Raw genomic sequence first — 13923 nt, 5'->3', positions numbered from 1 at the left:
CCACTATAGGCCTTAAGCAGCGGATTGGCAGGTGGGGCACCAGAAGAGGTTTCGGCCCTCCATTACTTGTTCCGCAATCGGCGTGCCGCAGACATAGCAGGGCAGGCCGGCGCGCCGGTAGACGTAGACTTCGCCGCCGTGATCATCCTTGCGCGGCTCACGCCCCATGGCCTCGGGGGAGTGCTCGGCGCGCACGGTATCGATGCGGCCGTGCTCTACGCCGTAGTTCATGAGCTCTACCAGGTCTTTCCAGATGGCGAAGAATGTTTCACGGGAAACATCCTTGCCAGGGGTGAAGGGGGAGAGGCCGGCGCGAAAGAGGGCCTCCGCGCGGTAGATATTGCCCACACCGGCATACAGGTGCTGGTCCATCATGAGGGAGCCTATGCTGCGGCGGGATTTGTGCACCTTGGTCCACAGCGCTTCGGGGTCGGCATCGGCGCGGAGCGGATCCTGGCCCACCTTGGTTAGCCGTGCCTGATAATCCTCTTCCGTGAGCAGCAGGCAAAATTGGGGCCCGCGCAGCTGCGCGGCCTGCGTCCCATTGTCTATGCGTATGCGGATTTGCCCCCGAGTCTCCTCGCGCGGTTCGAAGCTGAGCTTGCCGATGAGCCCTAGGTGAATATAGAGGATATGTGCCGGGTTGGCGGCGGTGAAGTGCACGAAGAGGTGCTTGCCAAAGGCCTCTGCGTGGTCGATTTCTGTACCGTCCAGGATGGCCGCCTCGGTGGCAAACCGGCCTTGCGGGCTGGTCACGCTGAGTGGCATCCCGCGATAGTCAGCGTTGAGTGTGAGGGCTAGGCGGTGGATCACGTGACCTTCAGGCATAGCTTCAGTGTAGTGACATCGTTGGTCGCCCCCAACTAGGGCGCGTGGCGCCGGGGGATGAAAAAGAGTAAACTCGAAGCGCGGATTGATTTTATTTCTATTGAAGGGTCGATAAATCATGACGCATAAAATCGGTTTTGACCGAGAAAAATACATTGAGCTGCAGTCAAAGCACATCCAGGCCCGCCGCGAAGAAATCGGCGGAAAGCTCTATCTGGAAATGGGCGGCAAGCTTTTCGATGATATGCACGCCTCCCGCGTGCTGCCGGGCTTTACCCCGGATAACAAGATCGCCATGCTGGAGCGCATCAAAGAGGAAATTGAAATCCTCCCGTGCATCAACGCCAAAGACATTGCCCGCCACAAGGTACGCGCTGATTTAGACATCCTGTATGAAGATGACCTCCTGCGCTTGGTAGACGTATTCCGCAGCCGCGGCTTCTTGGTTGAAAACATCGTCATGACCCAGGTGGAAGACGGAAATGCGCAGGCGGAGGCGTTCATCGAAAAGCTCGAGCGCCTCGGCCTCAAGGTTGCCCGCCACCGCGTTATCCCTGGCTATCCCACGAATACGGATCTCATTGTCTCTGAGGATGGCCTTGGCAAGAACGAGTTCGCGGAAACCTCCCGGGACTTGGTCGTCGTCACCGCCCCAGGCCCTGGTTCCGGCAAGCTCGCCACCGCACTATCGCAGGTCTACCACGAGCACCAGCGCGGCAATAACGCTGGTTACGCCAAGTTTGAGACCTTCCCCATCTGGAACCTGCCCCTCGAGCACCCGGTCAACCTCGCTTACGAGGCCGCCACCGTGGACTTGAACGATTCCAATATTATTGACCACTTCCACTTGAGCGCCCACGGCGAATCCACGGTGAACTACAACCGCGACGTCGAAGCCTTCCCGCTGCTGCGGACCCTGCTGGAAAAGCTCACCGGCACCACGCCGTACGAATCGCCGACAGACATGGGCGTGAATATGGCCGGCTACTGCATTACTGATGATGCGGTCTGCCGCGCCGCCGCCCAACAGGAAATCATCCGCCGCTACTTCAAGGCCAAGGTGGAAGAAGCCCGCGCCGGGCTGGGCGATGAGCAGTCTGAGCGCGCTGCCGTCGTCATGGCGAAGGCCGGCATCAAGGTCGATGACCGCCCAGTAGTGGGCCCGGCCCGCAAGCGCGCGGAGGAAACCGATGGACCCGCCTCCGCGATGCAGCTTCACGATGGCACTATCATCACCGGCCGCACCTCCCCGCTGCTGGGCTGCTCCGCGGCGATGCTGCTCAATGCCCTCAAGTACCTGGCCGGCATCGATGACGATACCCACCTGCTCTCGCCGGAATCGATAGAGCCAATCCAAACGCTGAAGACGAAGCACCTGGGCTCTTCCAACCCCCGCCTGCACACCGATGAGGTGCTCATCGCGCTATCCGTATCCGCCGCGAAGGACGAGGATGCCCGCAAGGCGCTGGAACAGATCAAGGAACTCGCCGGCTGCGACGTCCACACCACCACCATCCTGGGCTCGGTGGATGAGGGAATCTTCCGCAACCTTGGGGTGCTCGTGACCTCTGATCCGGTTTTCGCCCGCAAGAAGGCGCTGTACCAGAAGCGCTAAGGAATTGGGGATCTTGCCGGTAGCGCGCCTAAGATTATGGGCGTGACTATCGGCAAAGTTCTCCTGTATTACTGCTTTACCCCCATCGAGGATCCGACCGCCGTCATGCTGTGGCAGCGCACCCTGTGTGAGTCCTTGGGCTTAAAGGGGCGCATCCTCATTTCGGAACACGGCATCAATGGCACCGTTGGTGGCGCCATGGATGCCTGCAAGCGCTACGTGCGGCAAACCCGCGAGTACCCGGGCTTTAAGCGCATGCAGTTCAAGTGGTCCGATGGCGGAGTCGATGATTTCCCGCGCCTATCGGTTAAGGTGCGCGATGAAATCGTGGCCTTTGGCGCCCCGGGCGAGCTGAAGGTAGATGAAAACGGAGTCGTTGGCGGCGGCACGCACCTCAAGCCGGAAGAGGTCAACAAGCTGGTAGAAGAGCGCGGCGATGAAGTCGTATTCTTCGATGGCCGCAATGCGATGGAAGCAGAGATTGGCAAATTCAAAAATGCCGTCGTTCCGGATGTGCGCACTACCCATGACTTCATTGAAGAGCTGGAATCCGGAAAATATGACTGGATGAAGGACAAACCTGTCGTCTCCTATTGCACCGGCGGCATCCGGTGCGAGGTCCTATCCTCCCTGATGAAAAATCGCGGCTTCAACGAGATCTACCAAATCGATGGTGGCATCGTGCGCTACGGCGAAAAGTACGGCAATGATGGGCTGTGGGAAGGCTCCATGTACGTCTTTGATAAGCGCATGCACCAAGAGTTTGGCCAAGGACTAGAAGATCCGGGCTTTATCCAATTGGGCCACTGTGTGCACTGCGGCAAGGGCACTAATACCTTCCACAACTGTATTAATGAGGACACGTGCCGCCAGCAGGTGCTCATCTGTGATGACTGCATCCAAGACGTAGAGACCCAGCACTGCGGGCGACCGGATTGCGCTAAGGTAGCTGCGAATCTAGTCGATCAAAATTCGAAGTTTTGATTATGGATTGTGAGAAGTTGCTAGGACCTGGCCCCTGTTTGGTGGACACTTGATATCCAGCCCGGTCGGGCTGGCAAGATTGGTAATCTTGCCATCATGTCCAGGTACTGAGAACAGTTCACACGCCATGGTGTGGCCCCCTATAAGGAACAAGGAACGCTGAGGTTCTCTCGCTGAACTCAGCATCAGCAGAGCTCGGCATCAACCGTGCCTCGCTACATTCATGGGGTCAACAAGTGCGGCACCGGAAAGCGTGTCCGCATAAAAGCGCCGCATGATAAAGCCCAAGAGGCGAATGATCCTGAGACGGATCCGCCAACTAGAGAAAGAAAATGCGAAGCTGCGCGAAGAACGCGACATTCTGTACAACGCCGCGACATAGTGTGCTGAAATATTGTGCTTCACGCAGAATCACAGGAGTTGTGCTTCTCAGTGTGTCTATAGTCACCGAATAGAGTACTCGCCTTATACGGATGTGTGATGTGTTAAAGCTCAATCGCTCCTCGTTTTACACATGGGTGCCCACCTGTAAAAGCGCAGGATAGAAGATGCAGTCTGACGGTCTTGATGGTCTTATTGGTGCAAGAATAAAGACCATCTTCGACGATGAGCACGGGCTTTACGGTACTCCAACGCATCGCCGCGCCCCTCAAAGAAGACCCAGCGTATACCCCGGCTAATTACAAGAAAGTTGCAGAATCATCACAAGCCATGAGGTTGCGTGTGGGCTTATATGCTTGATGGTCATGGCCCCTACGACCGTTTTTGACCGCGCAACTATTTGTCACAACCTCACCTCCGCTCGTGGTTTGATACTGCCACGGAGGTTGCGTCCGCTAGTGTGGTGTATCTGGAGCCCGTGGTAAGCCTCGTTCCGGTGCACAATAAGGCGATTATCGTGGCTACCTTTCGAATCAACTTTTACCTATCCTCGAAAGGAAGTTACCCGCAAGCTAAATGCAAAAATAGATGGCCACCTGGGCTATTACTTTGATGATAGAGCAGCTAAAGCTAGTGCTGGAAGAAGGTAATTACCGCAACGGGACGTATCCGAAACCGTAGATTCTAATTGCGGACCTGATCCTTTGACGTATCTAATTTCTGGGGGGTCAGGCCCGTGCGATATTCTATGAGGCAGCCGAGCTCGCCAGAAAAAGCTGAATATCGCTAATGGCCCAGATCATGAAGTTGAAGGCCATCACCCAAAAGATCGCCATCCAGCTACGCCAGCGCAGGTAGCGGCGCAGCTTGCGCACCATAATGATTGCGCAGCCGATCATGCCCAGCAGCGGGATGATCATGGTGGAGATGGCAAAGAAGTTTCTTTGGCCCTCAGTACACAGCCAGCTTGCGGTGCCGTCCTCGCACAGGGGGCCGCCGGTAAGGCGCGAAAAGAGCGCGACGCCGAAGCCATACAGCGCGGAGATGACCAGCACGGAAACCATGTACCAGATGGCTTGGCGGGTAGAGCGCCGGTTGGCGGCGGCTACCTCGACGGGATCGGGCTCATCTGCCAAATCATCGAAGCTTTGCGGCTCAGGCCGACGCAGGTTGGCATAATCGGCGTCGGTCGTCAGGTCGTTTTCGGGGTGCTCTGGGCGCGAGCTCATACATTAAGCCTAGTCGGTCGCGGGGTGAATGAGTACCGGTACGCGAATATGAGGGAGCAACTCGGTTGCGGTAGAACCCAAAAAGACCCGCGCGATGGGCCCCTGCGGGGCAGAGGCCATCAACATCAGATCGCCCTTTTTCCACTTGAGCGAATCAACGGCACCGGACCACCCGGCGCCAGAACCGATCTCGGAGGTGACCTCGATCTCCGGGTAGGCATCTTGGATGTGGTCGCGGGCACGGTCGAGCATGGCCAATGAATCCTCGTGCCACTCCGCGGTGAGCTTAAGCGCAATATCGCTTTTATCCTTCGACGGGGAATGAAGCAGGTCATCCGCTGAGAAGGCCAAGATGCGCAGTGGTAGATCCCAGCGATCCGCCAGCGCGGCTGCGCCTAATAATTCCCTATCCGCGCGCTCACCGCGCTCTGTAATGACAAAATTAAAGCGGGTCACGCCGTGCTTCGATAATTTGGCCTTGCGCGGGATAAGCCCTAAGGATAGTGGCGAGTAGTGCAGGAGGGTATCCGCGGTGGAACCGGGGAAAAAGCGGCCTTTGGGCGCGGCCTGGTTGGGGCCTAGAAGGATGATATCGGCCTGAAAATCCTGGGCCATCTCAGTAAGAAGCTGGGGGCGGGAGGGGCCATCGACAAGCACGGAGGGCGTATCGTTCCAGTACTTTTCCGGGATACCTGCCTCCGTCAGGGCCGCCGCGGTGGCTGTCGCGCATGCTTGCTTCTGCTCTTTAAACCACTTTTTGTATTTCCCGCCCAGCTTGGACAAAGACGTCGTGGTCCAGGGCTGGAAAACCGTGGAAATAACGCGCACCTCAATGACCGCGGTGCGCGATAGCCAGGCGGCGAATTCGAGGGGTTCGGTACCGGAAGAGGAGGGACTCCACGAAATGAGGATGCGCAGTGGCTCTTTGGCCGAGCCCTTATGCAGGGTTGGCAACAGCGGTCGGTGAGATTTTTTGCCCATAGAAAATGAATATGTATGCGAAAGCTTAGTAAGTGCTAAGGCTCATTATCGCCTGTTGTGGTCGCAAAATTAAAATTGCATGCGGCCGTGGGCGTGCTACTCGCTATCCATAGTGGGGCGGTAGACATCCGCAAGCTTGGAAATGACCGCACCCATCTCGCGCGCAGTGTCCAAGTCCTCGGGCTCGAGCCACCGCATAATCTCTGCAAGGGCCGCGGCGCGTTGCCCGGAAACTATGGCCAATTCGGACTCGCCCAGTTGGGTGAGCGCGACCAGCACGCCGCGGCGATCTTCTTCATCGCGGTGGCGTTCCACGAACCCGCGGCGCTCTAGTTGGTAAAGCGCGTTGGATGCGGTGGGCATGCGGATAAGCTCCGCCTGGGCAATGGTGGATACGCGGGAAGGCCCACGCAAGCGCAACTGATTCATGATGGAGACCTGCGAGGTAGTCAGCGATGAACCCTCTGCGGTGCGCTGGAAAATAAGAATTAACTTATTGAGCGCCGGTTGGATATCCCGGGCTACCTCTACCGCGTCCTCGTAGTCGGACGGGGACTTCGTTGGGGCCGTCTCATCATGGTGTTGCGTCATAAAACTAAATTCTATCGTGCACTACCGCCTGGCGGTAGTATCGCGACGAAAAAATTAGCTTCCCTTAATAAAATCTTCCAGCTCGTTGCGCGCGACATCGTCGGCCTTCTGTACTGGAGGGGACTTCATTAGGTAGGAAGAAGCGGAAAGTACCGGTCCGGCGACCTTGCGGTCCAAGGCGATCTTGGCGGCGCGGACGGCATCGATAATAATGCCGGCGGAGTTAGGGGAGTCCCAGACCTCGAGCTTGTACTCCAGGTTCAGCGGGACCTCGCCGAATGCGGAACCCTCCAAGCGGACATAGGCCCACTTGCGGTCATCCAGCCACTCCACGTAGTCCGAGGGGCCGATGTGGACATTGCGGTCTGCGCGCTTGCCAGCGATAGGGGAATTGTGCACGTTGGAGGTCACAGACTGGGTCTTGGAAATCTTCTTAGACTCAAGACGTTCGCGCTCCAGCATGTTCTTGAAGTCCATGTTGCCGCCCACGTTGAGCTGCATCGTGCGGTCCAAGCGCACGCCGCGGTCTTCGAAAAGCTTCGCCAAAACGCGGTGGGTAATGGTGGCGCCAACCTGGGACTTGATGTCATCGCCCACGATGGGCAGGCCGGCATCCTCAAACTTCTTGGCCCACTCTGGGTCGGAAGCGATAAAGACCGGCAGGGCATTCACAAACGCACAACCGGCGTCGATGGCGGCCTGGGCGTAGAACTTATCCGCCTCTTCAGAACCAACCGGCAGGTAGGAAACGACGACCTCGGCACCGGCCTCGCGGAGGGCAGCTGCGACATCGGCAGGAGCTTCGTCCGATTCCGTGATGGATTCCTGGTAGTAGCGGCCCAGGCCATCCATGGTGGGGCCGCGCTGCACGGTAACCCCGAGGTCTGGGACGTCTGTGATGGAAATGGTGCAGTTGCGGGAACTGCGGGTAGCCTCCGCAAGATCCTTGCCCACCTTGTCTCCATCGACGTCGAAGGCCGCGACGAACTCGATATCGCCGACGTGGTAGGGCCCAAACTGGGTGTGCATCAGGCCAGGAATATTTTCCTCCACTGCAGCGTTGCGGTAAAACTCCACGCCCTGAATGAGGGACGTGGCGCAATTGCCGACGCCGACGATGGCGACCTTTACTTTGTCAGACACACTATGCTCCTTTATTAATTCGTTGCTGTGTGGTGCCTGCGCAACGTTAGGCCAGAAATTATGGCTGGTGGTAGCACGACGGCATATGGATCGATCAAGAAGAGGAAATTAAAATCATGCGGGTGAATTCCGTTGCCTTCAAGCACGAGCTTTCCCACGAGTGGGAGCGCACCCAACACGTCCGCGAATACCGCGCCGGGCACTTGGGGCGCGACGAGGTGTGCGATGCGGACTTCCTCCTCCGGGCCGCCGCCGAGTACCACGGACGCACCATGGATAAGCCGTGTCCGGTCTGCGGTGAGAACCTGCGCTTGACCCGGTGGGTGTATGGCGAGAGCTTGGGCCGGCGCGCCGGGAGCGCCCGCAGCGAAGAAGAAATAGCGGAACTTGTCGGTGAAGGCCTGGAGTTTACCGTGCATGAGGTGGAGGTCTGCAGGCACTGCCGGTGGAATCATTTGTTGCGTTCTGCAACGGCTTTTAACGCGTGTTAGTTTTCGGCGCACCGCCTTAGGCAGTAAGCTGCAATTATTTAGTTTGTTACCAGGGATGAATGAGGACACGAATCAGTGACCGAGAAGGAATCTACTGGCGAGTCCACTAAGGTGGACCGCCGCAAAGAAGGCGAAGAACCCCAAAAGCGCCGCATCTGGCCGTGGGTCGTTGTGGCCCTCCTATTGGTTTTTGTGGCACTGCCTGCAGGCCTTTTTGCGTATGCCTATTCGCAGTACACCGTTCCGGAGCCCAAAGAGCTGGCCAATAACCAGGTCTCTACCATCTATGCCTCCGATAACGACACCCAGCTGGCGCGTTTGGTACCGCCGGAAGGCAACCGCACGCACGTGACCTTGGATGAGGTCCCCGTCTTTGTGCAGGACTCCGTGCTCGCCGCCGAGGACCGCGACTTCTGGGATAACTCCGGCTTTTCCTTCACCGGCTTGGGCCGCGCGGTACTGGGTAAGGTCACCGGCAATGACACCGCCGGTGGTGGTTCCACGATTACCCAGCAGTACGTGAAAAACACCCTGGTGGGCAACGAATACTCCTACGTGCGCAAGGCACGCGAGCTCATCTACTCCATCAAGATGACTAACGAGTGGGAAAAAGAGGACATCCTTAACGCCTACCTGAATACGGTTTACTTCGGCCGCAATGCCTACGGCATCCAGGCTGCATCCAATGCCTACTTTGATAAGGACGCCAAGGACCTCACCCCAGAAGAAGGCGCCATGCTCGCCGGCCTTATCCAGTCGCCGTCGGGACTGGACCCGCGCGTGAACCAGGAAGGTTCCGAAAACCGGTGGAACTACGTGCTTGACGGCCTTGTGGACATGGGAGACCTCAGCAAGGAAGAGCGCGATGGAATGGTCTTCCCGGAGACCCGCGATCCCGCTGAGTACTCGGCATACACGGAAGCCCCAGGCGCGAATGGCCACATTAAAGACCAGGTCATCCGCGAGCTTGAGGACGTAGGAATTACGGAAAATCAGGTATCCACCGGTGGCCTGCGCATTACCACCACCATCGATATGAACGTGCAAAACAACACGATTCAGGCAGTCGATGACCAGCTGGCGCCGCTGCAAGAAGATGCGCGCGCGGCCTCTGTGACCATCGATCCGAAGACGGGTGCGGTGCGCGGCTACTTTGGCGGGCATGATTCCAATGGTTGGGACTACGCTAACTCCCCGCTGCAGACCGGCTCGACCTTCAAGATCATGGCGCTTGCCGCTGCGCTGCAGCAGGGCATTAGCTTGGATACCAACTACTCCTCGGCGCCGTACCAGCTGCCGGGCTCCGATCTGGTGACCAACGTGGGCGGCGGCTGTGGCGTCTGCGACCTGCGCGAGGCCACCAAGCAGTCCCTGAACACCTCTTACCTGCGCCTGCAGAGCGATCTGAAAAACGGTACCCAGGACACCGCGGATATGGCCCACGCCTTGGGCGTTGCCCGCTCGCTGCCGGGCATCGAAGAGACGCTGACTGAAAACGGCAAACAGCCTTTTGAAGGCGTGGTCTTGGGCCAGTACCAGTCCCGTCCGCTGGACATGGCAACCGCGATGTCCACCCTCGCGAACCAGGGCGTCTGGCACAACCCGCACTTTGTGCAGCGCGTAGAAAATGCCGCCGGGGAAGTTCTGTATGAACACCCAACCGATGAGGGCGAGCGCCGCGTTTCCGCGAATGTGGCCAATAACGTCCTTGAGGCCATGGCGCCGGTAGCGGCATGGTCCAATGGCTCGCTGGCTGGCGGCCGCACTTCGGCTTCCAAGACCGGTACGACCCAGCTGGGCGATTCCGGAACCAACAAGGACACCTGGATGGTTGGTGCCACCCCGCAGCTTGCTACCTCCGTGTGGGTCGGTACCGCGGACAACACCTCGGCCATCTTCGACCAGTACGGCGGAATCATGTACGGCGCCGGCGCGCCGACCAAGATCTGGAAGTCCGTATTGGATAACTCCTTGGCGGATCAGGAATTCCAGCAATTCCCCTCGGCTTACCCCGTTCGCTTCGGCACGGTATCTGCCGGTGGTGGTGCCCCGGCCTATAACCCAGGCGGCGGTTCCGGTGGGCAGGGTGCACAGAACTACACTGGTCCAGCCCAGGACGGCGCCCCAGAAGAAGAGGCCAGCCCAGCACCTGCCGAGACCCCGGATGCGGGCCACGATGCCCCGCCGCAGCCGCCCGAGAACCAGGGTGGCAATAATGGAAACGGCGGCAACCGCGGCAATGGCGGCGGTAATAATGAGCCGGCCCGGCCTGAGGCCCCGTCTTTAGATGACTTCTTCGGCCGCGAAGGCGGCCTGGCTGACCTCTTAGGCTAAGCAAGGAGCGGTACGCGTGAGCCACGATCAGCGCATGTCCGCCGCAGACGAACCGATGGCGCGCGGCGTCATCGAGTTCCTGGGCGGGCCAAGGGGGCGCTTTGCCCGGGACAGTCGCGGACAGTGGTGGACCCCGCTGCGCGCGCTGATCGCAGTAGCCTGGATCTTTTTAGCCGGTGGGTTCTTATCCAAGGCGAATTGCGCTGGTGGCACCCGCGGCGAAGACGGCACCATCAACCTGGATTGGTCCGCCAACCGCCAGTACACCTCCTTTTGCTATAACGACATCGTCCCGCTGTATGAAGGCCGCGGCCTCGATCAACCGGGCTTTCCCTACGCCTTTTCCTGGCAGGAAGATGGCCTGACCCGCTATATGGAATACCCGGTATTGGCGGGCATGTTCCAGGGCCTGATGGGCTGGATTTCGCGCCATACCTATGGCCTCGTGGAATGGGCCGGGGTGCCCGCCGCCGGCTGGTACTTTGGGCTCACCGCCTTGGTCATGGCTTGCATCTGGGTCGGCGTCATCTACATGGTCTACCTCTTGGTGGGAAACCGCACGTGGGACACCATTTTGGTGGCCGCCAGCCCGCTGGTTATCATCCATGCCTTTAGCAATTGGGATATACCTGCCATCGCCTTCGCCGTCGGCGCGCTGCTGGCCATTAGCCGCCACCGCCCCTGGCTCGCCGGCATCCTCATCGGCCTTGGCACCGCATTCAAATTATGGCCGATATTTTTGCTGGGCGCGTTTTTCGTCCTTGCCTGGCGCAATCGCCGTTGGGACGCTTTTGCAAAGGTCGCCGTCGCTACGGCCGCCGCGTGGCTTGCGGTCAACCTTCCCATCGCCCTGAAATACCCGGCCGCCTGGGCGGAATTTTTCCGTTTGAACCAAGAACGCGGTGCGGAATGGACCACCCTGTATGCCCTGATTAGCCGGAATCTGGGTATTTCTTTCAGCCAGGACTTTTTAAATACCTTCTCCCTCGTGGCGTTCATCCTTTTATGCGCCGGTATTGCCCTGGCCGGCTGGCGCAGCCCGCTTAACCCGCGGGTAGCGGAGTTGGTCTTCCTCATCGTCGCGGCGTTCCTGCTGGTCAATAAGGTATGGTCCCCGCAGTATTCGCTCTGGCTGGTGGTTCCGGCGGCCTTGGCCGTGCCGCGTTGGCGGTTGGTTCTGGGCTGGGCGCTTGCCGATGCCCTCGTATGGCCCCTGCTCATGTGGCACATGCTGGGCATCGATAATAAGGGCATTCCACACGAGCTCTTGGACATGGCGATCCTCGTGCGCGATGGCTTCATCATTGCGATGGCGGTTATTGTGCTGCGGCAAATGTGGAATAAAACGGAAGATAAAGTGCGTGCGGCGCATATGGGCCGCGACCCAGTGGCGGGAGTATTTCAATGATTGTGACATTAATCGGCATGGTGTCGATCTTGTTGGGCTTTATCTGCGTCATGGCGGCCTTTTGGCTGTTTCATAACAGGGAAGATAAGCGCGGGCCCATCATCTTGGGCATCCTTGCCATCGTTTTCCTCACCATCATCCCCGCGACGGGCGCTATCTTTTTCGCCGCCACCACGACGGGATAGATTTCTTTTCGCCGGTCATATGCGGTACTGTGGTGGGGTTGCTTGACGCAACGTACCCTCCTGCTGCATCCGCAAAGGTGATGCAGCCGAAAACGACTAGACCATAGGAGGTGATGAGGTCCGTGCGTCACTACGAAGTCATGATCATTCTGGATCCTAATCAGGATGAGCGCACCGTAACCCCGTCCCTAGATAAGTACCTCGACATCGTCCGCAAGGACGGCGGCAAGGTTGAGAACCTCGATGTATGGGGCAAGCGTCGCCTTGCATACCCCATCGAGAAGAAGGAAGAGGGCATTTACGCCGTCGTTAACCTGGAGTGCGAGCACCCTTCGGTTTCCGAGCTCGACCGTCGCCTGAACCTGAACGACACCATCCTGCGTACCAAGGTTCTGCGCACCGACAGCAAGTAGCGGATACTGGGATCAGGCATAATCCACGTAACCGATAAGGAGTAAAGACATGGCACAGGGAGATACCAATATTACGGTGGTGGGCAACATAGTTGCTGACCCCGAGCTTCGCTTCACCCCGGCGGGTGCGGCGGTAGCTAACTTCCGCGTCGCCTCCACGCCTCGTCGCTATAATTCGCAGACGAACCAGTGGGAAGACGGCGAAGCTATGTTCCTGACCTGCAACGTATGGCGCCAGGCGGCGGAGAACGTCGCCGAGACCCTGAGCAAGGGCATGCGCATCATCGTTACCGGCCGCTTGAAGCAGCGTTCCTTCCAGACCCGCGAGGGTGAAAACCGCACCGCGTTTGAGATCGACGTCGATGAGGTCGGTCCGTCGCTCCGCTACGCCACCGCACAGGTAAACCGCAATCCCCGTGAGGGTGGCGGCAACTATGGCGGCGGCCAGCAGCAGCGCTCGAATAACAATAATCAGGGCGGCTTTGGAGGACAGCAACAGCAGCAGTCGCAGCAGCAGAACCAGGCTCCTGCAGAGGATCCGTGGAACTCCGCACCGCCAGCTGGTGGTTTCGGAGGCGCTGATTCTGAACCCCCGTTCTAAGTCTGTCACCCGCAACTATTCAACTAACTCAATTGAAAGGCAGGGATCATGAAGCTGATCCTCACCGCTGCCGTTGAGAACCTCGGCGCCGCTGGCGAAATTGTTGAGGTTAAGGACGGCTACGGACGTAACTACCTGCTTCCCCGCGGCTTGGCCATCGTGGCTTCCCGCGGCGCTGAGAAGCAGATTGAGGGCATCAAGCGCGCCCAGGAAGCTCGCGAAATTCGCGACCTGGACCACGCGCGCGAGGTCCGCAACCAGCTTGAGCAGCTGACGAACGTTGAGGTCAAGGTTAAGACCTCCACTTCCGGCAAGCTCTTCGGTTCCGTTAACGCAGAAGACATTGTCAAGGCCGTCTCCAAGGCCGGTGGCCCTAACTTGGATAAGCGTATCGTTGATATGCCCAAGGGCCTGGTCAAGAAGACCGGCAACTACCAGGTCGAGCTGAAGCTACACGCTGACGTGCTCGGCAAGGTGAACTTCTCGGTCGTCGCTGCCTAAGCAGCGCACGACGGTCCACAGACCCAAAGACAACAGCACGGCTTAAGGCCCCACGAATTCTCTATGTGAGGTGGAGAATTCCTGGGGCCTTTTGCCTACCCAACTGGCCTGTGGATAACTGTGAAAATCTGTGGATGAATGTGGAATTTGGCGTTCTTTCCCACCGAAATTTTTGCTTGCCTTAGCCGCTGGTCACAGGCCATATTCCACTATCATGTGGTAATTTTCACACCTGCAA

The 13923-nt window shown here is 58.4% G+C and carries 14 protein-coding genes; 9 read left to right on the top strand and 5 right to left on the bottom strand.

Annotated features, from left to right (window positions below):
• Positions 1-12: 12 nt before the first annotated feature.
• A complete protein-coding gene (locus ACP8KU_RS11450; protein ID WP_284609531.1) occupies positions 13-828 on the bottom strand; it encodes an Fpg/Nei family DNA glycosylase in 816 nt (271 codons plus the stop codon).
• Positions 829-946: 118 nt separating this feature from the next.
• Here ACP8KU_RS11450 and ACP8KU_RS11445 point away from each other — a divergent pair, with 118 nt between their 5' ends.
• Both ACP8KU_RS11445 and trhO read left to right on the top strand, forming a co-directional pair.
• Positions 947-2443 carry a DUF1846 domain-containing protein gene (locus tag ACP8KU_RS11445; RefSeq protein ID WP_023027989.1) on the top strand — a complete coding sequence of 499 codons (1497 nt, stop codon included), beginning with the start codon at positions 947-949 and terminating at the stop codon, positions 2441-2443.
• 42 nt (positions 2444-2485) lie between these two features.
• Positions 2486-3427 (top strand): oxygen-dependent tRNA uridine(34) hydroxylase TrhO, encoded by a 942-nt coding sequence (gene trhO, locus ACP8KU_RS11440; RefSeq protein WP_237792199.1) that lies wholly within the window; start codon positions 2486-2488, stop codon positions 3425-3427.
• A 1127-nt stretch (positions 3428-4554) separates the two neighbouring features.
• On the opposite strand, the gene ACP8KU_RS11435 is transcribed toward trhO, so the two are convergent.
• From ACP8KU_RS11435 to ACP8KU_RS11420, 4 genes are all read right to left on the bottom strand, one after another.
• The gene (locus tag ACP8KU_RS11435) at positions 4555-5037 is read right to left on the bottom strand and encodes a hypothetical protein (RefSeq protein ID WP_237801658.1); all 483 of its coding nucleotides are present in this window, start codon (positions 5035-5037) and stop codon (positions 4555-4557) included.
• A gap of 9 nt (positions 5038-5046) precedes the next feature.
• On the bottom strand, positions 5047-6018 hold the full coding sequence (locus tag ACP8KU_RS11430; protein WP_237801657.1) for a universal stress protein: 972 nt from the start codon (positions 6016-6018) through the stop codon (positions 5047-5049).
• 96 nt (positions 6019-6114) lie between these two features.
• Complete coding sequence (locus ACP8KU_RS11425) at positions 6115-6609, bottom strand: MarR family winged helix-turn-helix transcriptional regulator (protein WP_237801656.1); 495 nt, start codon at positions 6607-6609, stop codon at positions 6115-6117.
• 54 nt (positions 6610-6663) lie between these two features.
• Positions 6664-7752 carry an inositol-3-phosphate synthase gene (locus ACP8KU_RS11420; RefSeq protein WP_237801655.1) on the bottom strand — a complete coding sequence of 363 codons (1089 nt, stop codon included), beginning with the start codon at positions 7750-7752 and terminating at the stop codon, positions 6664-6666.
• 116 nt (positions 7753-7868) lie between these two features.
• Here ACP8KU_RS11420 and ACP8KU_RS11415 point away from each other — a divergent pair, with 116 nt between their 5' ends.
• The 7 genes from ACP8KU_RS11415 (at position 7869) to rplI (ending at position 13685) form a co-directional block, all read left to right on the top strand.
• The gene (locus ACP8KU_RS11415) at positions 7869-8243 is read left to right on the top strand and encodes a DUF5318 family protein (protein WP_237801654.1); all 375 of its coding nucleotides are present in this window, start codon (positions 7869-7871) and stop codon (positions 8241-8243) included.
• Between the two features lie 75 nt (positions 8244-8318).
• Positions 8319-10577, top strand: coding sequence for a transglycosylase domain-containing protein (locus tag ACP8KU_RS11410; RefSeq protein WP_284642243.1), 2259 nt, complete (start codon positions 8319-8321; stop codon positions 10575-10577).
• Positions 10578-10593: 16 nt separating this feature from the next.
• Entirely contained in the window at positions 10594-11985 is a 1392-nt protein-coding gene (locus ACP8KU_RS11405) for a glycosyltransferase family 87 protein (RefSeq protein ID WP_284610527.1), read from the top strand.
• On the top strand, positions 11982-12170 hold the full coding sequence (locus ACP8KU_RS11400; protein WP_005275803.1) for a hypothetical protein: 189 nt from the start codon (positions 11982-11984) through the stop codon (positions 12168-12170). Before ACP8KU_RS11405 ends, ACP8KU_RS11400 begins: the two co-directional genes overlap by 4 nt.
• A gap of 122 nt (positions 12171-12292) precedes the next feature.
• Positions 12293-12583 carry a 30S ribosomal protein S6 gene (rpsF, locus tag ACP8KU_RS11395; RefSeq protein WP_023016353.1) on the top strand — a complete coding sequence of 97 codons (291 nt, stop codon included), beginning with the start codon at positions 12293-12295 and terminating at the stop codon, positions 12581-12583.
• Between the two features lie 49 nt (positions 12584-12632).
• Complete coding sequence (locus tag ACP8KU_RS11390; RefSeq protein WP_484483775.1) at positions 12633-13184, top strand: single-stranded DNA-binding protein; 552 nt, start codon at positions 12633-12635, stop codon at positions 13182-13184.
• A 48-nt stretch (positions 13185-13232) separates the two neighbouring features.
• Positions 13233-13685 (top strand): 50S ribosomal protein L9, encoded by a 453-nt coding sequence (rplI, locus tag ACP8KU_RS11385; RefSeq protein ID WP_005275797.1) that lies wholly within the window; start codon positions 13233-13235, stop codon positions 13683-13685.
• The last annotated feature ends 238 nt before the right edge of the window (positions 13686-13923 follow it).

It is taken from the genome of Corynebacterium sp. LaCa_282, assembly GCF_057198125.1.
This window is presented reverse-complemented; position numbering and strand designations above follow the sequence as displayed.

Coding starts and splice junctions, on each gene's coding strand:
- rplI (WP_005275797.1), top strand. CDS start 13,233: ATGAAGCTGATCCTCACCGCTGCCGTTGAGAACCTCGGCGCCGCTGGC.
- ACP8KU_RS11430 (WP_237801657.1), bottom strand. CDS start 6,018: ATGGGCAAAAAATCTCACCGACCGCTGTTGCCAACCCTGCATAAGGGC.
- ACP8KU_RS11425 (WP_237801656.1), bottom strand. CDS start 6,609: ATGACGCAACACCATGATGAGACGGCCCCAACGAAGTCCCCGTCCGAC.
- ACP8KU_RS11435 (WP_237801658.1), bottom strand. CDS start 5,037: ATGAGCTCGCGCCCAGAGCACCCCGAAAACGACCTGACGACCGACGCC.
- ACP8KU_RS11450 (WP_284609531.1), bottom strand. CDS start 828: ATGCCTGAAGGTCACGTGATCCACCGCCTAGCCCTCACACTCAACGCT.
- ACP8KU_RS11400 (WP_005275803.1), top strand. CDS start 11,982: ATGATTGTGACATTAATCGGCATGGTGTCGATCTTGTTGGGCTTTATC.
- ACP8KU_RS11445 (WP_023027989.1), top strand. CDS start 947: ATGACGCATAAAATCGGTTTTGACCGAGAAAAATACATTGAGCTGCAG.
- ACP8KU_RS11415 (WP_237801654.1), top strand. CDS start 7,869: ATGCGGGTGAATTCCGTTGCCTTCAAGCACGAGCTTTCCCACGAGTGG.
- ACP8KU_RS11390 (WP_484483775.1), top strand. CDS start 12,633: ATGGCACAGGGAGATACCAATATTACGGTGGTGGGCAACATAGTTGCT.